General features: G+C 71.3%; 21 protein-coding genes, 2 pseudogenes and 1 riboswitch. Of the genes and pseudogenes, 17 read left to right on the top strand and 6 right to left on the bottom strand.

Annotated features, from left to right (window positions below; translation table 11 throughout):
• The first annotated feature begins 3 nt into the window (after positions 1 to 3).
• Genes efeU through efeB form a run of 3 tightly spaced genes read left to right on the top strand, consistent with a single transcriptional unit; the run spans position 4 to position 3,487 of the window.
• On the top strand, positions 4 to 948 hold the full coding sequence (gene efeU, locus JOE53_RS02145; protein ID WP_204946632.1) for an iron uptake transporter permease EfeU: 945 nt from the start codon (positions 4 to 6) through the stop codon (positions 946 to 948).
• The gene (gene efeO / locus JOE53_RS02140) at positions 945 to 2,174 is read left to right on the top strand and encodes an iron uptake system protein EfeO (protein ID WP_204946631.1); all 1,230 of its coding nucleotides are present in this window, start codon (positions 945 to 947) and stop codon (positions 2,172 to 2,174) included. The genes efeU and efeO overlap by 4 nt, the downstream gene beginning before the upstream one ends.
• Positions 2,171 to 3,487 carry an iron uptake transporter deferrochelatase/peroxidase subunit gene (gene efeB, locus JOE53_RS02135; RefSeq protein WP_204946630.1) on the top strand — a complete coding sequence of 439 codons (1,317 nt, stop codon included), beginning with the start codon at positions 2,171 to 2,173 and terminating at the stop codon, positions 3,485 to 3,487. The genes efeO and efeB overlap by 4 nt, the downstream gene beginning before the upstream one ends.
• 12 nt (positions 3,488 to 3,499) lie before the next feature.
• Here the strand turns inward: efeB and JOE53_RS02130 are convergent, their stop codons facing one another.
• Entirely contained in the window at positions 3,500 to 4,570 is a 1,071-nt protein-coding gene (locus tag JOE53_RS02130; protein WP_204946629.1) for a winged helix DNA-binding domain-containing protein, read from the bottom strand.
• Between the two features lie 140 nt (positions 4,571 to 4,710).
• On the opposite strand from JOE53_RS02130, the gene JOE53_RS02125 reads away from it, so the two are divergent.
• Positions 4,711 to 6,375: a thiamine pyrophosphate-binding protein gene (locus JOE53_RS02125; protein ID WP_204946628.1), complete on the top strand. Its 1,665-nt coding sequence runs from the start codon at positions 4,711 to 4,713 to the stop codon at positions 6,373 to 6,375.
• 309 nt (positions 6,376 to 6,684) lie between these two features.
• The gene (locus JOE53_RS02120) at positions 6,685 to 8,463 is read left to right on the top strand and encodes a Na+/H+ antiporter (protein WP_204946627.1); all 1,779 of its coding nucleotides are present in this window, start codon (positions 6,685 to 6,687) and stop codon (positions 8,461 to 8,463) included.
• A gap of 23 nt (positions 8,464 to 8,486) precedes the next feature.
• On the opposite strand, the pseudogene JOE53_RS02115 reads toward JOE53_RS02120, so the two are convergent.
• Positions 8,487 to 9,703 (bottom strand): annotated as a pseudogene (locus JOE53_RS02115) (FAD-dependent monooxygenase); the annotation flags it as partial.
• Between the two features lies 1 nt (position 9,704).
• Here JOE53_RS02115 and JOE53_RS02110 point away from each other — a divergent pair.
• From JOE53_RS02110 to JOE53_RS02080, 7 genes and pseudogenes are all read left to right on the top strand, one after another.
• Positions 9,705 to 9,959, top strand: a pseudogene (locus JOE53_RS02110) (2-dehydro-3-deoxyglucarate aldolase); the annotation flags it as partial.
• 81 nt (positions 9,960 to 10,040) lie between these two features.
• The gene (locus JOE53_RS02105) at positions 10,041 to 10,838 is read left to right on the top strand and encodes a transglutaminase-like domain-containing protein (protein ID WP_036289618.1); all 798 of its coding nucleotides are present in this window, start codon (positions 10,041 to 10,043) and stop codon (positions 10,836 to 10,838) included.
• 66 nt (positions 10,839 to 10,904) lie between these two features.
• The gene (locus JOE53_RS02100) at positions 10,905 to 11,357 is read left to right on the top strand and encodes a MarR family transcriptional regulator (protein ID WP_036289616.1); all 453 of its coding nucleotides are present in this window, start codon (positions 10,905 to 10,907) and stop codon (positions 11,355 to 11,357) included.
• A complete protein-coding gene (locus tag JOE53_RS02095; RefSeq protein ID WP_036289614.1) occupies positions 11,354 to 12,040 on the top strand; it encodes an NAD(P)H-dependent oxidoreductase in 687 nt (228 codons plus the stop codon). The genes JOE53_RS02100 and JOE53_RS02095 overlap by 4 nt, the downstream gene beginning before the upstream one ends.
• A 106-nt stretch (positions 12,041 to 12,146) precedes the next feature.
• Complete coding sequence (locus tag JOE53_RS02090; protein WP_204946626.1) at positions 12,147 to 13,010, top strand: ABC transporter substrate-binding protein; 864 nt, start codon at positions 12,147 to 12,149, stop codon at positions 13,008 to 13,010.
• A 22-nt stretch (positions 13,011 to 13,032) separates the two neighbouring features.
• The gene (locus JOE53_RS02085; RefSeq protein WP_204946625.1) at positions 13,033 to 13,878 is read left to right on the top strand and encodes an amino acid ABC transporter permease; all 846 of its coding nucleotides are present in this window, start codon (positions 13,033 to 13,035) and stop codon (positions 13,876 to 13,878) included.
• The gene (locus JOE53_RS02080) at positions 13,875 to 14,633 is read left to right on the top strand and encodes an amino acid ABC transporter ATP-binding protein (protein WP_204946624.1); all 759 of its coding nucleotides are present in this window, start codon (positions 13,875 to 13,877) and stop codon (positions 14,631 to 14,633) included. Before JOE53_RS02085 ends, JOE53_RS02080 begins: the two co-directional genes overlap by 4 nt.
• A 128-nt stretch (positions 14,634 to 14,761) precedes the next feature.
• Here JOE53_RS02080 and JOE53_RS15075 read toward each other — a convergent pair whose 3' ends face one another.
• Positions 14,762 to 15,373: a GntR family transcriptional regulator gene (locus JOE53_RS15075; protein ID WP_271171007.1), complete on the bottom strand. Its 612-nt coding sequence runs from the start codon at positions 15,371 to 15,373 to the stop codon at positions 14,762 to 14,764.
• 25 nt (positions 15,374 to 15,398) lie between these two features.
• The gene (locus JOE53_RS02070) at positions 15,399 to 16,337 is read right to left on the bottom strand and encodes a DMT family transporter (RefSeq protein ID WP_204946622.1); all 939 of its coding nucleotides are present in this window, start codon (positions 16,335 to 16,337) and stop codon (positions 15,399 to 15,401) included.
• A 154-nt stretch (positions 16,338 to 16,491) separates the two neighbouring features.
• Between JOE53_RS02070 and JOE53_RS02065 the strand changes: the two genes are divergently transcribed.
• A complete protein-coding gene (locus tag JOE53_RS02065) occupies positions 16,492 to 17,295 on the top strand; it encodes a cytochrome c oxidase assembly protein (RefSeq protein ID WP_233449460.1) in 804 nt (267 codons plus the stop codon).
• 51 nt (positions 17,296 to 17,346) lie between these two features.
• Here the strand turns inward: JOE53_RS02065 and JOE53_RS02060 are convergent, their stop codons facing one another.
• Positions 17,347 to 18,231 (bottom strand): bifunctional methylenetetrahydrofolate dehydrogenase/methenyltetrahydrofolate cyclohydrolase, encoded by an 885-nt coding sequence (locus JOE53_RS02060; protein WP_204946620.1) that lies wholly within the window; start codon positions 18,229 to 18,231, stop codon positions 17,347 to 17,349.
• A gap of 146 nt (positions 18,232 to 18,377) precedes the next feature.
• The gene (glyA, locus tag JOE53_RS02055) at positions 18,378 to 19,652 is read right to left on the bottom strand and encodes a serine hydroxymethyltransferase (protein ID WP_204946619.1); all 1,275 of its coding nucleotides are present in this window, start codon (positions 19,650 to 19,652) and stop codon (positions 18,378 to 18,380) included.
• Positions 19,653 to 19,718: 66 nt separating this feature from the next.
• A riboswitch (ZMP/ZTP riboswitch) is annotated at positions 19,719 to 19,802 on the bottom strand.
• A gap of 137 nt (positions 19,803 to 19,939) precedes the next feature.
• Between glyA and JOE53_RS02050 the strand changes: the two genes are divergently transcribed.
• The 4 genes from JOE53_RS02050 (at position 19,940) to JOE53_RS02035 (ending at position 23,453) form a co-directional block, all read left to right on the top strand.
• Positions 19,940 to 21,514: a family 20 glycosylhydrolase gene (locus JOE53_RS02050; protein ID WP_204946618.1), complete on the top strand. Its 1,575-nt coding sequence runs from the start codon at positions 19,940 to 19,942 to the stop codon at positions 21,512 to 21,514.
• Positions 21,511 to 22,647: an N-acetylglucosamine-6-phosphate deacetylase gene (nagA, locus tag JOE53_RS02045; protein WP_204946617.1), complete on the top strand. Its 1,137-nt coding sequence runs from the start codon at positions 21,511 to 21,513 to the stop codon at positions 22,645 to 22,647. Before JOE53_RS02050 ends, nagA begins: the two co-directional genes overlap by 4 nt.
• A gap of 93 nt (positions 22,648 to 22,740) precedes the next feature.
• Positions 22,741 to 22,989, top strand: coding sequence for a hypothetical protein (locus JOE53_RS02040; protein ID WP_204946616.1), 249 nt, complete (start codon positions 22,741 to 22,743; stop codon positions 22,987 to 22,989).
• A gap of 41 nt (positions 22,990 to 23,030) precedes the next feature.
• Positions 23,031 to 23,453 (top strand): YrdB family protein, encoded by a 423-nt coding sequence (locus JOE53_RS02035; protein WP_204946615.1) that lies wholly within the window; start codon positions 23,031 to 23,033, stop codon positions 23,451 to 23,453.
• Positions 23,454 to 23,457 lie beyond the last annotated feature (4 nt).

Raw genomic sequence — 23,457 nt, 5'->3', positions numbered from 1 at the left:
CTCGTGCTTGCCACCTTCCTGATCGGCCTCCGCGAAGGCCTCGAAGCCGCGCTCGTCGTCGGCATCCTCGTCGCCTACCTGCGCCGCATCGACCGGCGCGACGTCCTTCCCCGGCTGTGGATCGGCGTGGGCCTGGCCGTCGCCCTGGCCGTCGGCATCGGCGCGATCCTCACCTTCGGCGCCTACGCCCTCACGTTCGAAGCACAGGAGCTGATCGGCGGCCTGCTCTCTCTGGTCGCCGTCGGCATGGTGACCTGGATGATCTTCTGGATGCAGAAGACCGCCCGCACGATGAAGAAGACCCTCGAGGGCGGAGTCGACCGGGCTCTCGCGACGGGCGGCCTCTGGGGGATCGTCCTCATCGGATTCGTCTCCGTCGCCCGCGAAGGCATCGAGACGACGCTCCTGCTGTGGTCGATGGTGCAGTCCTTCGGCGACACGCCTTCCGCCCTTCCCGGCGCGCTGCTCGGCCTCGCCGCCGCCGTCATCCTCGGGTGGCTCCTCGCCCGCGGAATGGTGCGCCTCGACCTCCGCGTCTTCTTCGGCTGGACCGGCGGCTTCCTCGTGATCGTCGCTGCCGGCGTCCTGGCGTACGCGATCCACGACCTGCAGGAGGCCGGCGCCCTTCCCGGTCCGTTCTCCGCGCTGGCACCCATCGTGGGCGGCACGGTCGCCGTGGGGGCGGCCGGCTTCCCCTTCGGCTGGGCGTTCGACCTCTCGGCGGCGATCGCGCCGGGAAGCCCTCTCGCCGCGATCCTCCAGGCCACCGTCGGCTTCATGCCGCAGATGTCGTGGCTGCAGGTCATCGCCTGGGCCCTGTACATGGCCGTCGTCGGCACCCTCTTCGTCCGGGGACTCGGTCGCCGGCCCGCCCGGGCCTCGGCATCCGCACCCCTCACGCCGGTTCCGCACCACGCGGACCTCTCCCACCACCAAGGAGCATCATGACCCGCACACGCACCTGGGGAGCCGTCGCCGCGCTCGGCGCGACCGCCCTCGTGCTTGCCGGCTGCGTCGCCAAGACCGACGTCGCCGCGTCCGACGCCCTGACCGTCACCTCCACCGACACGGCGTGCACGGTGTCGACCGCGACCGCCACCAGCGGCACGCTCGCGTTCGCGGTGACCAACGCCAGCTCGCAGGTGACGGAGTTCTATCTCCTCGCCGCCGACGGTCTGCGCATCGTCGGCGAGGTCGAGAACGTCGCTCCCGGCGCCTCACGCACCCTCACCGTCGTCGCCCAGCCCGGCGACTACGTCACGCTGTGCAAGCCCGGCATGGTCGGTGAGGGCATCGGACGCACCGCCTTCACGGTCACGGGCGACGCCGTCACGGCCACGGGGGACGACGCCGCGCAGAAGCAGAAGGCCGTCGATCTGTACGCGTCGTTCGTCAAGGATCAGGTCGAACAGCTCGTCCCGGCCGTGGCGGCCTTCGTGAGCGCCTACGAGGCCGGCGACGATGAGAAGGCGCGGAGCCTGTTCCCCACCACGCGTGCGTTCTACGAGCGGATCGAACCCGTGGCGGAGTCGCTGGGCGATCTCGATCCCCGCATCGATTACCGCGAGGTGGATGCCGTCGCGGAAGGCCTCGACTGGACGGGCTTCCACCGCATCGAGAAGGACCTCTGGGTTCCGGCGCCCGATGCCCTCAACTCCGACGGGTCAACCCCGGCCTGGAAGGACTGGGCGCCCTCGACGCCCGCCGAGCGCGCGACCTCCGGGGCGAAGCTGATCGCCGACGTGGGCGAGCTCAACGCGTACGTGCACGGCGACGCGTTCCAGAAGGCGCTCGACGCGCAGGGCATCGGCGGCATCTCCAACGGCGCGATCTCTCTGCTGGACGAAGTGGCCACGGGCAAGATCAGCGGCGAAGAGGACTGGTGGAGCGGCACCGACCTGTACGATTTCGCGGCCAACGTCGAGGGATCGAGGATGGCGTTCTCGCTCGTCAAGGACTTCGCCGTCTCCTCCGGCGCGACCGGAACGGAGCTCGCCGGCCGGATCGACAGCGGCTACGCCGCCCTCGAGGCCCCTCTCGCGCGCCACGGCTCGCTGAGCGCCGGTTTCGTGAACTACCGGCAGCTCAGCGAGGCCGACAAGCGCGAGCTCACCGACCTGATCAACGCGCTGGCCGAGCCGCTGTCCAAGCTGACGTCCACGATCCTGCAATGAGCACCGACCCCGCCCTCGCGGGCGACGACCGCCTCGAGCCCGCGCCGCGCGCCGGCCTCAGCCGTCGGGGCCTGCTGGGCCTCGCGGCCGGTGTCGGCGCCGCCGGGCTCGCCGTCGGCGCCGGCGCCGGAGCGGCGGCTGGCGTCGCCGTCGGCCGCACGCGCGGCGCCGTCGGCGCGGCGTCGCCCTACGCGTTCTACGGCGCGCACCAGGCCGGGATCACGACGCCCGTCCAGGACCATCTTCACTTCGCGTCGTTCGACATGATGGCGGGGACCACCCGCGAGGATCTGATCGAGCTTCTCCAGGACTGGTCCTACGCGGCGGCGCGGATGACCCAGGGCCTCGATGTGTCGGCCAGCGGCGCGGTGGGAGGCTCGCCGGAGGCGCCGCCGGACGACACCGGTGAGGCGCTGGGCCTTGCCGCGAACGGGCTGACGATCACGTTCGGCGTCGGACCGACCCTGTTCACGGCCGCCGACGGCACCGACCGCTACGGACTCGCCGACCGTCGGCCCGCCCTGCTCACCGCGTTGCCGGCATTTCTCGGCGACGACCTGGAGCCCGATCACACCGGCGGCGACCTGTGCATCCAAGCCTGCGCCGACGACCCGCAGGTCGCCGTGCACGCGATCCGCAATCTGAGCCGCATCGCCTTCGGCCGAGCACGGCTGCGCTGGTCGCAGCTCGGCTTCGGAAAGACGTCGAAGACGACCGCCGATCAGGCCACGCCCCGCAACCTCTTCGGGTTCAAGGACGGCACGGCCAACATCCTCGCCGATGATCAGGCGGCGCTGGATCAGCACGTCTGGGTCGGCGACGGCGACGAACCGGCCTGGCTCGTGGGCGGCTCCTATCTCGTGGCGCGCAAGATCGCGATGCTCATCGAGACGTGGGATCGCGTGCGTCTGAGCGAGCAGGAGCGCATCACGGGCCGTGACAAGGCGCACGGCGCGCCGCTCTCGGGCGGGCAGGAGCAGACAGCGCCGAACTTCTCCGCCGTCGGCGCCACGGGCCAGCCCGCGATCGACGCCCGCAGCCACGTGCGCCTCGCCCATCCCGGCCTCAACAAGGGCATCCGCATCCTTCGCCGCGGCTACAACTACGTCGACGGCAACACCGATCTCGGACGACTCGACGCCGGCCTGTTCTTCCTCGCGTACCAACGCTCTCCCGCGCAGTTCATCGCCCTGCAGCGTGCGCTGTCGAGGGATCTGCTGAACGAGTACATCCGCCACATCGGCTCCGGTCTGTGGGCCATTCCCCCGGGAGCCGAGGAGGGCTCGTACGTCGGGGCGGGTCTGTTCGCCTGAGGAGGCGCAGCGCTACACGCGCAAGAACCGGGCGACGCGCCCGAGAGCGGCCTCCACGGATGCCGCGTCGACCGCGGCGGCGAAGGGGTCGGGCATCGGCGGCAGATGGTGTCTGCCGACCGCCGTCGAGTGACGCCAGGTGCCGAACACCTCTCCCCCGGCGATGAGCACGGGACGCACCAGACCGTTGAGGGTCGGACCGATCGTTGCGAGGTGCTCCGGCGGACAGACTCGGGAGCGGTCCGCGTACGAGAGGTAGTACTCGTCGAAGGGCGGCAGCGCGAGCACTCCGGAGACTGCCTCGGGCGCGCCGCCGGCTGGCGCGTCGGCGCCGAGGAAAAGGCCCTCGTCGAGCGCCGTGACCCGATCGCCGGCGGCTTCCCGCGCGGCCCGGGCGATACCGACGGGAACGCCGGCCCACCAGCGGAAGTCGTCGAGAGTGGCCGGTGCGTGCCCGGCGAGATACCGGACGAACAGCTCGCCCCAGGGCTCGGCGGGAGCCGCGGCATCCGGCAGCCAGTCGTCGGCGGCGACGAGGTACTGCTCCCGCGTGAGCGCGCCGTCGCGCGGCACGACCGGACCGAAGACGACACCCCCGCGAACGGCGAGGGCCGAGATCAGGTGACCTCCGCGGGAGCCCGCGACATCCGCACCGGCGGCGGCCATGACCGTCGCCGCCTCGTTTCGCGTCAGGCGGTTGCCGCCCGAGAGCGCGGCCCCGACGGCTCGCTCGGCGCGCACGATGTCGTCGGCCTCGATGCCGAACGCACGGTGCACCCCCGCCGCCTGCCGCTGCTGCCGCTCGCGCGTCAGCTCGAGGATCCAGGCGAGGTCTTCGGCGGCGACGATATGCAGGGTTCCACGCTGCGTCCACGAGCGCACGAGCACACCGCGCGCGAAGGCGTCGTCGACGTCGGTGAGCGTGACCTCCCCCGCCGTGCGGATGCCGAGAGCCCACCGCCCCGCCCAGAACTCCTGCGCCTGCGTGGCGGTCAGCCGGCGCGCGGCGGGCCCCAGGCCGGCGTCGGGAACGACCAGGGCGTGATGCACCAGACGCGTGGCGCGCAGACGGACGGAGTCCATGCGCCCATCCTGCCCGCCGCCGACGACATCCGTTCTTCTATACTCGACGGGTCCGGACGCGACGCGGCATCCGGTGCTCGAAAAAGGGGCACGCGAGACACATACGGCATCCCTTCACCGTTTCGTCTCCCGGAGGCCCCATGTCCACCGTCTCTGCGCACGTCGCCCAGGCCCTCGCCGCTCACATCGACCACGTCTTCGGCGTGATGGGAAACGGCAACGCCCACTTTCTCGACGCCCTGGAACGCTCCACCGACGTGCACTACACGGCGGTGCGCCACGAGGCGGGCGGCGTCGTCGCGGCGGACGCCTATCATCGGGCGAGCGGGCGCCTCGCCGCCGCGACCGCCACCTACGGGGCCGGCTTCACCAACACGCTGACCGCTCTTGCGGAGTCGGTCCAGGCGCACGTGCCGCTCGTGCTCGTCGTCGGGGACGAACCGACGTCGGGCCCCCGTCCGTGGGACGTCGACCAGATCGCCCTGGCCTCGGCGGTGGGTGCGCGCACGTACACCGTCGGACGGGCGGATGCCGCGGCCACCACGGTCATCGCGATCGAGCACGCGCTGGCCTATCGTGTGCCGACGGTGCTCGCCATCTCCTACGACGTCGCCAAGCTCGAGGCGGGTTCGGTGCCCACCGCGCCGCAGCCGACACTGCCCGCACCGATCGCCCCGTCTCCATTCGCCCGTGCAGCGATCGCCGACCTGGCCTCCGCACTGGCCGCCGCGGAGCGCCCGGTGCTGATCGCGGGTCGCGGCGCGTGGATCTCGGGGGCCGCGGATGCTCTCGGGCGTTTGGCGGACGCGACGGGCGCCGTCACGGCGACCACGGCGCTGGGTCGCGGGATGTTCCCTCGGCCGGAGTTCGACCTCGGGGTCACCGGCGGGTTCGGCGCCGACGGCGCCATGGAGCTGATCGCGACGGCGGACGTCGCGGTGGTCTTCGGCGCGGGACTCAACCAGTTCACGATGCGCTTCGGCGCCCTGTTCGCCCCGGGCACCCGCGTCGTCCAGGTCGACATCGCTCCCGCGGCGACGCACCCGCACGTCGGCGGCTTCATCCGCGGCGATGCACGCCTCGTCGTCGAAGCCCTCTGCGACGAGTTGGCGACGAGGGATGCCGCGCCCAGCGGCTGGCGCGAGCGCGTGGACATCGCAGCGCTGCGCGCCCGCGACGGCGGCGACCCCCTGGCGCCCGACGGCCGTCTCGACCCACGGTCGGTCGCTGAGCGCATCGGTGAGCTGCTCGAGAGCGCACCCTCCACCCGCGACCGCGTCGTCGTCACCGACGGCGGCCACTTCCTCGGCTGGGCGAACATGTACTGGTCGGTGGCCTCGCCCGACCGCATGATGATGGTCGGCACGGCGTACCAGTCGATCGGCTTGGGATTCCCCTCCGTCGCGGGCGCCGCCCGGGCTCGGCCGGAGGCCACCATCGTGCTGTCCACCGGCGACGGCGGCGGACTGATGGCACTGTCGGATCTGGAATCCGCTGTGCGCGTGGCGGCGGGCCGCGGATTGGCCGTCGTGTGGAACGACGCCGCGTACGGCGCCGAGATCAACCTCTACGGCCTGCAGGGCCTCGCCCGGGAGCCCATGCTCATCCCCGAGGTCGACTTCGCGGGTCTCGCCTCCGCGGTCGGGGCTCGAGGTGTCGTCGTGCGCACGCTCGCCGACCTCGACGAGCTCGCGCGGTGGGTGCAGGTCCCGGCATCCGACCGGCCCTTCCTGCTGCTGGACTGCCGGATCTCCGGCGACGTCATCGCCCCGTACCAGCAGGAGATCATTCGCGTGAACTCGTGATGTGAGGCCCGCGGCGGGTCCACGTCGACCCGCGAGGCCCCGTCCGGGAGGCGCCGCCCGTGAGACGGCGCGCCCGTCCCCTGTGCCGTATTCAGTCTGCGCACGCGCCCGCCTCCGCGGCGACCCCGGATTCGCGCAGCCGACCGGCACCGGGCACGGCGCCGAGACGGAATACGGAACCGGCGAGACGACCGGCTGCGAGCGGGCCGCCGCGGCGGGAATGCGCAGACCTGTTGAAACGCTGTGTCTGTGGCGCACACTGGGCTGCGACGGAAATCCGTCGGGAGGTCTGCGCGGAATCGGGGTGCCATGGAAGGTCTGGAAGTCACCGTCCTGCTCGGGCTGTCGGTGCTGGCGGGAACGCTCCTCGCGCCGCGCCTGCGCCTGGCGACACCGCTGGTGCTGCTGATCCTCGGCCTGCTGCTCGGCTTCGTGCCGGCGCTGCGCCGCATCGAGCTGCCGCCGGAGACGGTGCTGCTGCTGTTCCTGCCCGTGATGCTCTTCTGGGAGAGCCTGACGACGTCGTTGCGGGGCGTTCGCCGGTCGCTGCGCTACATCATCCCGATGAGCACCCTGCTCGTGGCCGCCTCGGCGTTCGCCGTCGCGTGGGTCGCCACGCTGTTCGGTCTGCCCTGGCCGGCCGCCATGATCCTCGGTGCCGCCGTCGCGCCCCCCGATGCCACGGCTGTCGCCGCGCTCGGACGACTGCTTCCGCAGCGCACGTTCATGAAATTGAAGGCGGAGAGTCTGACCAACGACGGCACTGCATTGGTGCTCTACGCCATCGCGATCTCCGTCGCACTCGGCGACACCGTCACGGGCTGGTCGATCACCGCCACCGTGCTCGTCTCCTACCTCGGCGGAGCGATCGCCGGCATCGTCGTCGCGGCTCTCGCGTACCTCGCGCTGCGGCGCATGCGCAATGCCCTGTCGATCAACGTGACGCTGCTGCTGGTTCCGTTCACGGCGTTCCTGCTCGCCGAACTGGTCAACGCCTCGGGAGTTCTCGCCGTGGTGTTCGCGGGCCTGATCATCGCCTGGGCCTCGCCGCGCATCACCACCGCCGCCTCCCGCCGCACCGCGACGGCGGCGTGGCCGTTCGGCGTCTACCTGCTCAACGGAGCGCTGTTCGTGCTGATCGGGTTGGAAGTGCAGCTCGTCCTGCACGAGATCTCCCCGACCGAGGTGTGGGGCCTCGTGCTGCTGACCGTGGCCGCGTGGGCGGCGCTGCTGGTGGTGCGCTATGTGTTCCAGCTGTTGATGGCCCCCTTCTCGCGCCCGCGTACGCCGGCGCTGACCGCACGTTCCGGCCCGGGATCGCTGAACCGCGCGCGCATCGTGAGCACGATGGCCGGGTTCCGCGGTGCCGTGTCGCTCGCGATCGCGCTCTCGGTTCCGCTGACGACGTCGTCCGGTCAGCCGCTCGTCGGCCGCGACGCCGTGGTCTTCGTGACGGCCGGGGTGATCGTGCTGAGTCTTCTCGTGCAGGGACCGCTCCTTCCCGCCATCGTCCGGTGGGCGAAGCTCCCCAGCGACGAGTGGGCCGCCGACGAGATCGAGCTGGCGCAGCGGACCATCTCGGGTGCGGCGATCGCCGCTCTCGACGACATCGCGGCCGAGCACGGTATCAGCGATGAGGTGCGCGAGCGCGCTCGTCAGGATGGCTACGACATGCTCGAGCTGGCCAACGCGCGTGCCTTCGCCCGCGCCCAGGCCGCCGCGGATGCCGACCAGATCGCACAGCTCGAGGGCATGGTGGCGGCGCCGTCGGCCCCCGACACCGGTGCGCAGACAGTCGTGGACGGCGCGGGGCCCGTCGTGGGGCTCAATCCGGCCGCGGTGGGGGTCGATGCCGCGACCTCGCTGACGATGCTCGCCGCATCGACCGGAATCGACCTCACCCAGCGATCGCCGCTCGTGCGCTTCGAGGAGATGACGCGACTGAAGCTGGCCCTGCTGGATCGCAAGCGCGAGGTCCTTCTGCGTCTTCGGCGTGAGGGTACGGTCGACGACCTTCTCGCCCGCCGGCTGGAAGCACACATGGATGCCGAGGAGCTGCGCCTCAGCGGGTACGACGACCTCGACTGAGCGTCACTCGGCGTCTCAGCCCGTCACCCGACGGGGAGCATCCACCGGCTGAAGAAGTCCGTCAACTCGTCGGTCGCTTCCAGCGGCAGCACCGCCGCGACGTACTGATCGGGGCGCACGACGACGACCACACCGTCACGCGATAGCCCGCGGGCCTCGAAGATGTCGGTCTCGTTCCACCTGTGGGGTGCCGCGGCGAACACCTTCTCCCAGTCGGTGAGCGCCAGCGCACCCGAATGCGGGCGGAAGACAGCCGGCGCACGAGTGACATCGATGTCGTCGAACCCCTGCTGGTAGACCACCTTCGCGTCGAAGACCGCGTCGATGTCGGCATCCGCGGGGGTATGGCGCCGCACCGGAGAGTCCGGGTCGTCGGCGAGCCAGGCCGCGAAGCGCGCGAGGGGCGAGTCGTCGGCGAGCCCGTCGCGGTCGGCGAAGGCGTAGAGGCGCCAGCGCCCGTCGGCGCTCGCGTGATGACCGAGATGCACGACGTTGCCGTCGGCCGCCAGGGTGACGGGCGCACTCGTGAAGCGCTTGCCCACCGGGAAGCCGGTTGCTAGATGCTGGTGGGCAGTGCCGGCGACGACTCCCGTCCCCTCGGCGTAGGTGGTCATGAAGCCCGAGGGGAACTCGGCCGTGGCGAGATAGTAGGTCGCGAGGTCGGCAGGATCGGAGATCTCCTCAGGCTTTCGCGCGACAGAAGGGAGGCCGGGCTCAGACCGCTCAGCACGGAGCCGAGCTTCCACCCCAGGTTGAAGCCGTCCTGCATCGAGACGTTCATGCCCTGCCCCGCCTTCGCGCTGTGCGTGTGGCAGGCGTCGCCGGTGAGGAACACGCGCGGCTCCCGTCCGCCGTCGAGCGCGTCGTCGAAGCCGTCGGTGACCCGGTGGCCGACCTCGTACACGCTGTGCCAGGCGACGCTCTTCACGTCGAGCGTGTACGGGTGCAGGATCTCGTTGGCCCGCCGGATGATCTCCTCGACGGGCGTCTGACGCACGCGGTGGTCGTCGTCGTCCGCCACGGCGCCCAGGTCGACGTAGATGCGGCTGAGGTATCCGCCCTCGCGCGGAATGTGCAGGATGTTGCCGGCCTCGGCGTTGATCGCGCACTTGATGCGCCAGTCGGGGAAGTCCGTCTCGACGAGCACGTCCATCACGCCCCAGGCGTGCTGCGAGATGTCGCCGACGTGCACCCGGCCGATCGCCGCCCGTACGCCGCTTCGCGCCCCGTCGCACCCGACCTCGCTCGGACTGCTGGGACAGCAGACGCACCCCGACGTAGTCGCCGCCGTGCGGCGCACCTTCGCGGCCGTCCGCGCGGCGGGTCTTCCCGTCGGGGTGAACGCGTTCGACCCGCACGTCGCGCAGTCCTACCTCGACGACGGCGCCGCCTTCATTCTCGTCGGCGCCGATGTGGCGCTCCTGGCCCGCGGGTCGGAGGCCCTCGCGGCGCGATGGGTGACGGAGTACGACGACACCGAACGCGACTCCTACTGACACGGGGCGCCGCGCGTCGAAACGCGTCGAGCTGCTGTCAACCCCCGCGCGGCCGGCGCGGCGCCATGCCACCCTGTGAGCATGCAGAGGATCGTCACCGCCCGCATCGAGCTCGACGTCACCGACCCCGCCGACCTCGTGTTCGCCGTGGCCGCATCCCGGGCGTATGCCCCGGCATCCGAATCCCTCGACGTGCGCGTCGACGGCTCGCCCGTGCCGGTGCACGAACTCACCGACGCACACGGAGGTCGCCTCCACCGGGTGGACGCTCCGATCGGCCGCCTGCGACTGGACTACGCGGCGACCATCGACGGCGCGGCCACGCCGCTGGACGCGGACGAGACGGAACTGCTCGTCTACGGCCGCCCCAGCCGCTACGCGGAGTCCGACGCACTCGCGCCGACGGCCGCGGCCGAGTTCGGCGGCATCAGCGATTCGAGCGACCTGCTGACGGGTGTGTCGTCGTGGGTGGGCACCGAGCTGTCGTACGTCAGCGGCTCGAGCCTGCCGACCGACGGCGCCGTCCGCACGCTCCTGGCCCGCCGCGGCGTCTGCCGCGACTACGCCCACCTGTGCGTCGCCCTTCTGCGCGCGGGCGGCGTACCCGCACGACTGGTGGCGGTGTACGCGCCGGGACTCGACCCCATGGACTTCCACGCCGTCGCCGAAGCATGGGTCGACGGCGCCTGGCGCGTCGTCGACGCCACCACCCTGGCACCCCGCGACACGCTCGTTCGCATCGCGACGGGCCGGGATGCCGCGGACACCGCCTTCCTCAACATCCTTCGCGGACGCGCCGACCTCGTAGACCTGCAGGTGACCGCGACCGCCGACACCCTTCCCGACGACGACCTGGATCGGCTGATCAGCATCTCCTGATCAGCATCCGCTGACCGCGGGAGTCAACCAGTTGACACCAGGGATTTCAACTGGTTGACTCTGGCTATGGCCGCCCGTCTCACCGTCACCCTCCACGAGCTCGTCGGCGAACTGGATCTGTTCGCGGACGCCTGGTTGCGAGACAGACACGGCGTGACCTTCAACCTGTTCGAGATCCTGGCGACCCTCTCCGAGCGGGCGCCGATCGACATCACCGGGCTCGCACGCTGCCTGCGGGTGACGAAAGCCGCGGTCAGCAAGCGCGTCCCGGCCCTGGTCGCCGACGGGTGGCTGCGCACCACCGCGGGCGAAGGGCGCCGCATCCTTCTGGAGCTGACCCCGAAGGGCGTCAAGCTGGTGCGCGTGGCCGGCGGCGAGCTCGAGGCCGAGTTCGCCCAGATGCTCGCCGATCCGCGCCTGGATCCGGTCTCCTCCGGCACCGGCATCACCCCCGCCGCGCTCAACGCCCATCTGTCGGCACTCACCGACATCGTCCTCGCGAAAGGTCGCACGCCATGAACCGCCGCCTGCTCGTCCTCGTCGGCACGCCCCTGCCCGATACCCTCACCCACGCGCTCGCGGAGAGCTACGTGTCGAGTGCCCGCGCCGCCGGCGCCGAGGTGCGCCTGATCGATCTCGCCCACGACCCCATTCCCGACCATCCCCGCACGCGCGACCAGCTGCGCGCGCCGCGCGTCGGCCGCACCCACGATCTGCCGCTCGATCCGGACGTCGCCCGGTACCTGGACGACCTGTTCTGGGCCGATCACATCGCGATCTTCCATCCGCAGTGGTGGGGCACCGTACCGGCAGCTCTGAAGGCTTTCATCGACCGTGTCTTCCTTTCGAACGCGACGTTCCGCTATCGCGAACGCTCTGCCCTGTCCGACCGCCTCCTCGCCGGTCGCACCGCACGCATCGTCATGACGATGGACTCTCCTCGGTTCTGGAACCGCCTCGTCTACCGCGGTGCCGCCGAAGCATCGCTCTCCCGGGCGACTCTCGGCTACTGCGGCGTGCGCACGGTGGGCATCGCACGCTTCACGCCCGTGCGCTTCAGCGATGACACTGCCCGCCGCGGCTGGATCGAGCGCGTGGCGCGGCACGGCAACACCGACGCCGCATCACCCCGCCGCGCGCGGCGCCCCTCGACCGACGACACCTCTCGCCCAGCTCGGGCGGCGCGGGTGAAGACCCTGTAACAAAGCGTCGCCCGGCGAGGCCCGGCACCGCGCCAGCGGGGAAGATGGATGTCGCGGCATCCGCGCACACGATTCGGCGCGCCGCTCATCCCACCCGGAGGTCTCCATGCCGCGTCCCATCCTGCGCACCGCCCTCGCCGCCACCGCGGCCGTTCTCGCCCTCACCCTCGCCGGCTGCGCCGGAGGGACCTCGGGCCCGGGAGGTGCGGCGTCCGACTCCGCGAACGCGGATGCCGGCTACATCACCCCCGGAAAACTCACCTTCGCCACGGGTGAGACGGCGTACGAGCCGTACGTGTACGGCGACGACCCGGCCTCCGGCAAGGGCTTCGAAGCAGCGGTCGCTTACGCCGTGGCCGATCAGCTCGGGTTCGCGAAGGACGACGTCGTCTGGGTGCGGACCTCCTTCGAGTCGGCCATCGCGCCGGGACCGAAGAACTTCGACATCAACATCCAGCAGTACACGATCACCGATGAGCGCAAGCAGGCCGTCGACTTCTCGACGCCCTACTACGAGGCGAGCCAGTCGGTCGTCGCGATCAAGGGCGGAAAAGCCCAGGGCATCACCGACATCGCGGGGCTGAAGCCCCTCGCGATCGGCGCGATGACCGGCTCGACGAGCGCCGCCACCTTGGAGAAGGCGATCGCCCCGACCACGGCGCCGTCGCTCTACAACTCCAACGAAGACGCCGTCGCCGCCCTCAAAGCCGGCCAGATCGACGCGATCGTGCTCGACACGCCCACCGCGTACGTCGCGGTCAACGCGCCCTACATCGACAACTCGTTCGTGGTCGGCGAACTGCCCGCCGCCGGCATCCCCGACCAGTGGGGACTGCTGCTCGCGAAGAACTCGCCGCTGACCGCGAAGGTGAGCGCCGCGGTCGACACCCTTCGCAACAACGGCACCCTCGATGAGCTGAAGAAGCAGTGGCTGTCGGTGCTGACCGAAGGCGTGCCGCAGCTGAAGTGACCCGCTCGGGTAACGTCGGTCCGTGACCATTCACTCCCCCAGCGCGCTCGAGCTCGAGCGGCGTGCGTTCCGCCGCGGGCGGGAGCGACGCTCGGTGCTCGTCGCGATCGCCTCGAGCCTCGTGTTCGCGGTGATCGTCTGGGCGAGCGTCATCAACACGCCCGGGTGGGCGAGCGTGCAGCAGGCGTTCTTCGACCCGCAGATCGCCCTGCAGTCGCTGCCGAAGATCTGGGACGGCTTCCTCATCAATCTGCAGGTGCTCGGCATCTCGCTCGTCACCGTGTCGGCCGTCGCGCTCTTGATCGCGGTGCTACGCACCGTGCGCGGGCCGGTGTTCTTTCCGCTGCGCGTGCTCGCGGCGGCCTACACCGACCTCTTCCGCGGTCTGCCGTTCATCATCGTGCTCTACCTGATCGGCTTCGGCGTGCCGACGATCATGAACACGCGGATCCCCGTCGTGGTGCTCGGCGTCGTGGCGGTCACGCTCACCTATTCCTCGTACGTGGCCGAGGTGCTGCGCGCGGGCATCGAGGCGGTGCACCCGTCGCAGCGGCTGGCGGCCCGCGCCCTGGGCCTCGGCTACGTGCAGACCCTCCGGCGGGTCGTGCTGCCGCAGGCTGTCCGCAAGGTGACGCCGCCCCTCATGAACGACTTCATCTCGATGCAGAAGGACGTGGGACTCATCTCGATCCTCGGCGCGATCGACGCCATCGCCGCCGCCCGCTCGTCGGCGTCGTTGAGCTACAACTTCACTCCGTACGTCGTCGCCGGCATCCTGTTCATCCTGCTGGCCATCCCGACGATCCGCCTGACCGACTGGTACACCGCTCGACTGCGCGAGCGCGAGCAGCAGGGGTCGATCCTGTGAGCGGGCACGCCGCGGCATCCGGCACTTCCGTCCTGCGCGCCGACGACCTCTGGAAGTCGTTCGGCGAGCGCGACGTCCTGCGGGGCGTCTCCGTCTCGTTGGCCGCGCACGAAGTGGTGGCCCTCATCGGCTCGTCCGGATCGGGCAAGTCGACACTGCTGCGCTGCCTGGGACTTCTGGAACCCATCGACGACGGGCGCATCTGGCTCGGCGACCTCGACATCTCCGACCCCCGCGTCGACGGCAACCGCGTGCGCGCACGCCTGGGGGCCGTCTTCCAGAGCTACAACCTGTTCCCCCACCTGTCGGTGCTCGACAACGTCACGCTGGCCTCGCGCGTCGTGCATCGGATGCCGCGGGCACGGGCCGAAGAGCGCGCCCACGATCTGCTCGCACGCGTGGGCCTCGCGGAGTTCGCGGCGGCACACCCCGACCGTCTCTCCGGCGGCCAGCAGCAGCGGGCGGCGATCGTGCGGGCGATCGCGACCGATCCCGAAGTGCTGCTTCTGGACGAGATCACCTCCGCGCTCGACCCCGAGCTCGTGGGCGAGGTGCTGGAACTCGTACGCGCTCTGGCCGCGGAGGGAACGACGATCCTGATGGCGACGCACGAGATGGCCTTCGCCCGTGACGTGGCCGACCGGGTCGTCTTCCTCGACGACGGCGTCATCGTCGAGGAAGGCGCCGCGGCATCCGTGTTCGCCGCGCCGCAGCATCCGCGAACGCAGGCGTTCCTCTCGCGCTTCTCCGGCTGAGGGTCAGCGCGCCTCACGCCCGACCCAGCGCGGCGCACGAACTCCGCAGAATCGCGCGAACTCCGCACGGATGCCGCGAAATCATGCGGAGTTCGTTACTTTCTGCGGATGACGTCCGCGCGTGCCGGTCAGCGCGCGGCGCGGATGAGCTGCGTCGAGTGGTCGAGATGCGCGCGGACGGCCGCTCCCCCGTCGCGGGGCAGCGCGTCGAGGTAGGCGCGATGCTCGGCGGCGAGCGCACCCGGCGCGTAGTGGGGACGCACGTGCGTCAGCAGCAGCAGCACCTCCGACTCGAGGCCGGCGTGGGCCTCCGCGAGACGAGGGCTGTCGGCGGCATCGACGATCGCGCGGTGGACCGCGGCATGCGCGCGGATCGTCGCGGCCCAGTCGGCGCGGGCCTCGGCATCCGCGAGGTCATCGATCGCCGCCTCGATCGTCGCGCGCGTCACGGGCGACCACACCGAGCCCTGCGCCTCGGTGATCAGCCCTACGGCCTCGGTCTCCAGCGCGGCCCGCAGCTGCTGGAGCGCCCGCAGATCGTCGTCGTCGAGCGCCGAGACCCGGGCGCCGGCGTAGGGGACGAGCTGGACGAGGCGTTCCGCCCCGAGCGCGGCCAGGGCCGCACGCACGGTATGCCGCGACACGTCGTGCGCGCGGGCGATCTCCTCTTCGCGCAGCGGCGCGCCCGGCGCCAGCGCTCCGCTCAGGATCTCGCCGCGCAGCGCGTCGGCGACGCGCACGTCGACCGTCGGCCGCGGCGCGCCCTCACGCCGGCGCGGAGACACCGGCGCTCCGGGGACGGGCGGGGGCGGCGACCAGGACGAGCCCGGAAGCGATGACGATGAGCCCTGCCACCGAGGCGGCGGAGAGCTGCTCGTGCAGCACGACGAGGCCGAGCACCGTCGCGGCGAGCGGCTCGGCGAGCGTGAGGGTCGACACGGTCGCCGGGCTCAGGCCGCGCAGGCCCGCACCGAACAGGAGATAGGCGATCGTGACGGTGACGACGCCGAGCCAGAGGGCGAGCGCGAGGCCGTTCGCGGTGCCCAGCCACGCGGTCGAGGTCGACACGAGCACGGGAACGCTCAGCACCGCGGCGGTCCCGAACACGGCGCCCATCGCCGCCGGCGCCGTCCAGTCGCGCTCGAGCAGCATCTTGCTCGCGATCGCGTAGAGCGCGTACGACGCGCCGGCGCCCACGGAGGCGGCGACGCCGAGGAGGCTGGTCGGTGCGGCGGAACCGTCGCCGAACACGCCCGACACCAGCACGACACCGACGATCGCGACGGCTGTCGCGACACTCCAGCGAAGGCTCGGGCGGCGGCGGCGCAGCACGCTGTCGAGCACGCCGGTGACGATGGGCGCCGAACCGAGCGCCACGGCCGTGCCGACGGCGACGCCGTTGAGCCCGGTTCCCGAGAAGAACGTCGGCTGGTACGCCAGCACCCCGGCGGCTCCGACGAGCACGATGACGAGCGCAGGGACCCCCCGTCGGACCGGGAGGCTGTCGACCGCCGCCGGCGACGCTGTGCGCCGCGCCCGCGAAACGAGCGCGATCACGCCCAACAGCGCGCCGCCGATGAGCACGCGCGCCGCGCCGATCGAGAGGGCGTCGGCATCCACGCCGGCGAGCGCCCGCGACGTTCCTGTCGTGGCGAAGCACAGCGCCGCGACGAGGACGGCGACGACGGACAGGGACCGACTCACCGGAACATTGTTACACAATCCTGCTGGTGGCGATGCTGATTCACCGCGCACGCATAGCCGTCCGCCGTAAGCTGGGCCCACGCCTCCCATCGATGCCCTGCTCACGACCTGGCGCGCCGACCCCGTCACGATCGCGGTCCTGGTCGGCGCGGCGTTGCTCTACGCCCTCGGGGTGCGACGCGCACGGCGACGCGGCACCTCCTGGCCGCCCCACCGCACGGTGCTCTTCTTCGCCCTCGGGCTCGGCTCGTACGCCGTGGTGGAACTCGGCTTCCTCGGCACGTGGTCGGCCGAGCTCCGCTGGGCGTTCGTCGCCCGCATCGCGCTGCTGCTCATCGCCGTCCCGGGTCTCATCTCCCTCGGCCGTCCGCTCGATCTGCTGCGCGCGGGCCTGTCGGATGCCGCTCGGCAGCGCCTTGACGCGGCCCTGGACGGCCGCGTGTTCCGCGTGCTGGGCAATGCGATGTTCGCGACGATCTTCGTCGCGGCGATCTTCTGCGTGTTCCTGACACCCCTCGCGGGAGTTCTCCGCACCTCCCCCCTGATCGGCGAGGCGCTCGGGCTCGTCTCCCTCGTCGTCGGGCTGCTGCTGGTCGTTCCCCTGATGGCGCTCACCGGCATCCACACCAGCACGTTCCTCGCGGTGGAGTTCCTCTTGGCCTTCGTGGAACTCGTGATCGACTCGCTCCCCGGCATCCTGCTGCGCCTGAACGACACGGTCGTCGACGGCGTGGCAGCCGCCGCGGGTGCGGCGTGGTGGCCGAATCCGCTGCACGATCAGCACCTCGCCGGCGATCTGCTCTGGTTCATCGCCGAAGTCGCCGACGTTCCCATCCTGATCATCCTGCTGGTGCGGTGGGGACGCCGCGACCGCGTCGAGGCGGCCGGCTACGACGCGCTGAGCGACGAGGAGCACGACGCGCTCGTCCAGGAGCACCTGCGCGGATCGCGCGGCTGACGCTCCCGCTGTGCAGGGACGGATGCCGCGGCATCCGCGCTCCGCCGACGGTCAGGTCCGGATGCTGCGCTCGGCCGCCTCGACGACGTTGGTCATGAGCAGGGCGACGGTCATCGGCCCGACGCCGCCGGGGTTCGGCGAGAGCCAGCCGGCGACGTCCTCGACGCCCGGGGCGATGTCGCCGTAGACCTTCGCCTTGCCGGTCTCGGGGTCGCTCTCGCGGGTCACGCCGACGTCGAGCACGGCAGCGCCGGGCTTCACGTCCTCGGGGCGCACGAGGTGCTTGACGCCCGCGGCGCCGACGATCACGTCGGCCTGGCGCAGGTACGACGGCAGGTCGCGCGTGCCGGTGTGGGTGAGCGTGACCGTCGCGTTCACCGCGCGCCGCGTCAGCAGCAGCCCGATCGAGCGGCCGATGGTGACGCCACGGCCGACGACCACGACATGCGTTCCCGCGAGGGCGAAGCCGTTGCGCTCCAGCAGCTCGATCACGGCGCGCGGCGTGCACGGCAGCGGCGAGGTGATCTCGTCGTTGACGTTGAGCACGAGCTTGCCGAGGTTGGTCGGGTGCAGGCCGTCGGCATCCTTGGCCGGATCGATCCGCTCGAGGATGCGATCGGTGTCGATGTGCCGCGGCAGCGGCAGCTGCACGATGTAGCCGTGGCAGGTCGGGTCGGCGTTGAGGCGATCGATCGCGGCTTCGACGTCGGCCTGTGTGGCGTCGGCCGGCAGCTCGACCTGGATCGAGTTCATGCCGATCGCCTCGGACTCGCGATGCTTCATCCCGACGTACAGCTGCGATGCCGGGTCGGCCCCCACCAGCACGGTCGCGATGCCGGGGGTGACCCCCACGGCCTTCAGCTTCGCGACGCGTTCGGCGAGCTCCGCCTTGATGGCCGCGGCCGTCGCGCGGCCGTCGAGCTTGTGTGCAGTCATGCGTTGTCTCCTCCGTGTTCTCCCCGCGAGACACGGTTCCCGCACCGAGACACGCGTCAACGGCGCGTGTCTCGGTGCGCAGGCGGTGTCTCGCGGACCGTGGATGCCGCGGCGCACCCGCGCGGGCGGGGAATGCCGCGGGCGGGTTACTGCGTGAGGCCGGGGTACAGCGGGAAGGCGGCGGTCAGGGCGGCCACGCGCGTGCGCAGCGACTCGACGTCGGCGTCCGGCAGCAGCGCCAGCGCGATGATGTCGGCGACCTCGGTGAACTCCGCGTCGCCGAAGCCGCGGGTCGCGAGCGCCGGGGTGCCGATCCGCAGGCCCGAGGTCACCATGGGCGGACGCGGGTCGTTGGGCACCGCGTTGCGGTTGACGGTGATGTGGATCTCGTGCAGCAGGTCTTCGGCCTGCTTGCCGTCGATCGCGGCGTCGCGGAGGTCGACGAGCACGAGGTGCACGTCAGTACCGCCGGAGCGGACGGAGATCCCGGCATCCTTCACGTCCTGGTGCGAGAGGCGCTCGGCGAGGATCGCCGCACCGCGCACGACGCGCTCCTGGCGCTCCTTGAACTCCGGGGTCGCGGCGAGCTTGAACGCGGTCGCCTTCGCGGCGATCACGTGCATGAGCGGACCGCCCTGCTGGCCCGGGAAGACGGCCGAGTTGAGCTTCTTCGCGAGGTCGGCGTCGTTGGTCAGGATGAAGCCCGAGCGCGGGCCGCCGATCGTCTTGTGCACCGTGGAGCTCACGACGTGCGCGTGCGGCACCGGGGAGGGGTGCAGGCCCGCCGCGACGAGGCCGGCGAAGTGCGCCATGTCGACCCACAGCAGCGCGCCCACCTTGTCGGCGATGGCGCGGAAGCGCGCGAAGTCGAGCTGACGCGGGTAAGCCGACCAGCCGGCGATGATGACCTTCGGCTGGTGCTCGACGGCGAGGCGCTCGACCTCGTCCATGTCGATCGTCGAGGTCTCAGGGTCGACGCCGTAGGCGACGATGTTGTAGAGCCGGCCGGAGAAGTTGATCTTCATGCCGTGCGTGAGGTGCCCGCCGTGATCGAGCGAGAGACCCAGCAGGGTGTCGCCGGGGCGAGCGATGGCGTGGAGCACCGCGGCGTTGGCGGAGGCTCCCGAGTGTGGCTGGACGTTCGCGAACTCGGCGCCGAACAGCGCCTTGGCGCGCTGGATGGCGAGCTCCTCGGCGACGTCCACCTCTTCGCAGCCGCCGTAGTAGCGGCGGCCGGGGTAGCCCTCGGCATACTTGTTCGTCAGCACGGAGCCCTGCGACTGCAGCACCGAGACGGGAACGAAGTTCTCCGAGGCGATCATCTCGAGGTAGCCGCGCTGACGGTCGAGCTCGCGCTCGAGAACCTGCGCGATCTCGGGGTCGACCTCGGCGAGCGGGGCGTTGAAGTACGGATCGGTCATGACGGTCTCCTGCCATTCGTCGGGTGGATGCCGGTGTGCGCCGGGCGCACGCCGGTGTATCAAACGAAGGCCGGCCCAGGCGTGCGGTCGATTGCCGTGTTCGCCGCTCCCCGATGGTGACCCACCTCAACGCCAGTCGCGACAGTGCGAGCATATCGGATGCGACGCCGCCGGCACACGGCTAGGCTGGCGTTATCGGATTTGTTAGGACTCCTTACATCACCGCCGCAGGCTCGGGCCGCTGCCGCTGGGCCCGATCCCCGGCCGCCACGCAGAATGGAGACACCGTGTCGCAGCCCTGCCTCGTCCCCGCACCCGCGCGGCTGACCCTCGACGAGGGCAGCCCCTTCCTCCTCGCGAGCGACGTCGCACTCGTGATGACGACGGATGCCGCGGGAGTCGCCGACGCCGCCGCGGAGCTCCGCCGGCTGATCGCGGCGCGCACCGGCATCCGCCTCGCCGCCCCGACACCCGCGAACGGCCAGGAGCCACACCTCCGATTGAGCCTCGAGCACGACGGGCCCGCCGAGTCGTACCGGCTGAGCAGCGACGCCGGCGCCGTGCACGTGGCCGGCGCCGATGCGGCGGGCCTCTTCTACGGCGTGCAGACGCTCGTGCAGGCGATCACGACAGACGCCTCGGGCTGGCGGATTGCGGCGATGGAGATCGAGGACACCCCCCGCTTCGCGTATCGCGGCGTCATGCTCGACGTCGCCCGTCACTTCCTCGATGTCGCGACGGTGTGCGGCTACATCGACCGCGCCGCCGGCTTGAAGTTCAACGCCCTGCACCTGCACCTGACCGACGACCAGGGATGGCGCATCCAGATGCACTCCCGCCCCCGGCTCACCGAGAAGTCCGCCACGAGCTCGGTCGGCGCCGACGGCGGCGGCTTCTACACGCACGAGGACTACCGCGCCATCGTCGCGTACGCCGGCCGCCACCACATGATCGTCGTGCCCGAGATCGACGGTCCCAGTCACACCCACGCCATCTCCCTCGCCTACCCCGAGCTGTGCGCACCGCCGGTGGTGAGCGCGCAGCTGCGGCGGCAGTCGGAAGAGGACGGCAGCGCCCTCCCGCTCGGCGGCGTCGCCTACGAAGGCATCGGCGTGGGCTTCTCGTCGTTGCGGATCCGCGACGAGGCGACGTACACCTTCCTCGCCGACGTCCTCACCGAGTTGGCGGCTCTCACTCCCGGTCCGTACCTGCACATCGGCGGCGACGAGGCGCTGGGGACGGATGCCGAGGATTACGACCGCTACATCGCACGCGTCTCGCGGCTGGTGGCCGAGACCGGCAAGACCGCCATCGCCTGGCACGAGGCCGGCGTCTGCGGCGGCCTCGCGGAGGGAACCATCGGACAGTACTGGGGTTTCGTGTCGCCGACCGACGGCATGGACGAGAAGACCCGGGGCTTCGTCCGCCGCGGCGGACGCGTCATCCTCTCACCCGCCGACGCGATCTACCTCGACATGAAGTTCGACCCCGACTCGCCACTCGGGCTGACGTGGGCGCGTGGAGTGACCAGTGCCCGCCGCTCCTACGAGTGGGAGCCGACTGCCGTCATCGACGGCATCGATCAGGCGCAGATTCTCGGCGTGGAGGCGCCGCTGTGGAGCGAGACCGTCCGCACATCCGCCGACATCGACGCCCTCGCCTTCCCGCGCATCGCCGCCGCTGCAGAAGCGGCGTGGTCCCCGGCGCTGGGAGCCCTCCCTCTGCGAACATGGGAGTCCTTCCGGGCCCGCGTGGGCGGGCTCGGGCCGCTGTGGAGGTCACTCGGCATCCGCTTCACCGCGCTGTCCGAGATCGATTGGACACCCGCGGAGCCGATCACCGTGCAAGGGGACAACACATGACCACCGTCATCCACTCGGCGCAACTGGTCACCGCCGGAACACTCACCCCCGACGCCTGGATCGCCTTCACCGACGGGGTCATCGACGGCCGCGGCACGGGCACGACGTGGCGCACCCTGAGGGCGGGCCAGGTGATCGACGCCGCGGGAGGGGTGCTCGCTCCCGGGTTCATCGACATCCACGGTCACGGCGGCGGGGGCGCCTCGTTCGATGACGGCGCCGAGGCCATCGCCACGGCGCGGGCCGTGCACCGTGCGCACGGGACGACCCGCGCGGTGCTTTCGCTCGTCACGGCATCGCTCGACCATCTCGCCGCCCGCGCCGGCGTCATCGCCGATCTCGTCGAGCGCGACGCGACGATCCTCGGCTCCCACCTCGAAGGGCCGTTCCTCGATCCCGGACACAAGGGCGCTCACACACTCAGCCTGCTCCGCCCGCCCGATGCCGCGGCCGTGGGACGGCTGCTCGACGCCGGGCGCGGCACCGTGCGGCAGGTCACCCTCGCACCCGAGCTGCCGGGCGCGCTGGCGGCGGTGTCGCAGTTCGTCGCCGCGGGTGTCGCGGTGGCGGTCGGCCACACGAACGCCACCGCGGACGACGCCTTCGCCGCCTTCGACGCCGGCGCGACGATCCTCACGCACGCGTTCAACGCCATGCCCGGCATCCACCACCGCGAACCCGGGCCGGTGGTGGCCGCGCTCCGCGACGAGCGGGTGACGCTGGAGATCATCGCCGACGGGGTGCACGTGCATCCGGACGTCGTCGCGCTGGCGTTCACGCAGGCGCCGGGTCGGGTCGCGCTCATCACCGACGCGATGGCGGCCGCCGGCGCCGCCGACGGGCACTACGAGCTCGGCGGGCTCGCCGTGACGGTCACCGCCGGCACCGCACGGCTCGATGACGGCGGCGCCATCGCGGGCTCGACGCTCACCCAGGACGCTGCCCTGCGGCTCGCCGTCGGCCACGGCATCGCGCTGACGAGCGCCGTCGACGCGCTGACCCGCATTCCCGCGCGTGCTATCGGCGTCGACGACCGGTTCGGCGTCGTCGAGAGCGGTCGTGTCGCCGACGTCGTGCTGCTCGACGAGCACCTCCGGGTGCGGACGGTGTGGGTCGACGGCATCCGCGTCTGACCGCGGGCACCGGACGAGAGAAGCCCCTCCACCGGTACCGCGCAGGTCCTCCCCCGAGATCCCGCGCTTCCGGTCCTGGCCACGGATCGCTCCGTGACTCCCACCCCGACACCGACTCCGGAACCCACACCGGTCCTTCCCGACGGCGCACCCGGCAGCACGGTGACGGTGAAGTTCGGCGACGTTGAGCGAGCGCGGGTCACCCTGTCCGCCGAAGGCACCGCAGAGGTCACGATCGAGGGCACCGTCCTCGACTTCTGGTTCACGAAGATCTCGATTGCGTACATGGCAGGCGCCGCCGGCCCGGCCACCGTCACCGACATCTGGCGCCTCGTCGGCTGACGGCCAACGTGAGTCACAGCCCCGCCGCGTAAACTGGCGGAATGTCCGAACTGCCGCACGTCCGTCCCGCCGCCCCCGAGGCCCCGCGATCGGCCGACGGTGCCGCCGCACGTCCGGCCGGCGTGCGCCCTGCGCTGGATGCGGTGGATGTCCTCGCCTTCCTCTGCGAACTGTTCGCCTTCGTCACCCTGGCGGTCTGGGGCTTCACCGCCTGGCCGTTCCCGTGGAACATCGTGGCCGGCATCGGCGCTCCGTTGATCGCGATCCTGCTCTGGGCTCTGTTCGTCTCACCGCGCGCCGTGTTCGTCGTGCACCCGTTCGTGCGGGCGCTCGTCGAACTGCTCGTCTACGCCTCCGCGACGATCGTCTGGTGGACGAGCGGCAACGCGTGGATCGGCCTGGCGTACGCGGTGGTCGCCGTGACCGTCGGACTGGTCTCGGGTCGACGCCGACTCGCCGCGTGAGCCG

The sequence above is a fragment of the Microbacterium laevaniformans genome, assembly GCF_016907555.1.
In the GTDB taxonomy this organism is placed as follows: domain Bacteria; phylum Actinomycetota; class Actinomycetes; order Actinomycetales; family Microbacteriaceae; genus Microbacterium; species Microbacterium laevaniformans.
This window is presented reverse-complemented; position numbering and strand designations above follow the sequence as displayed.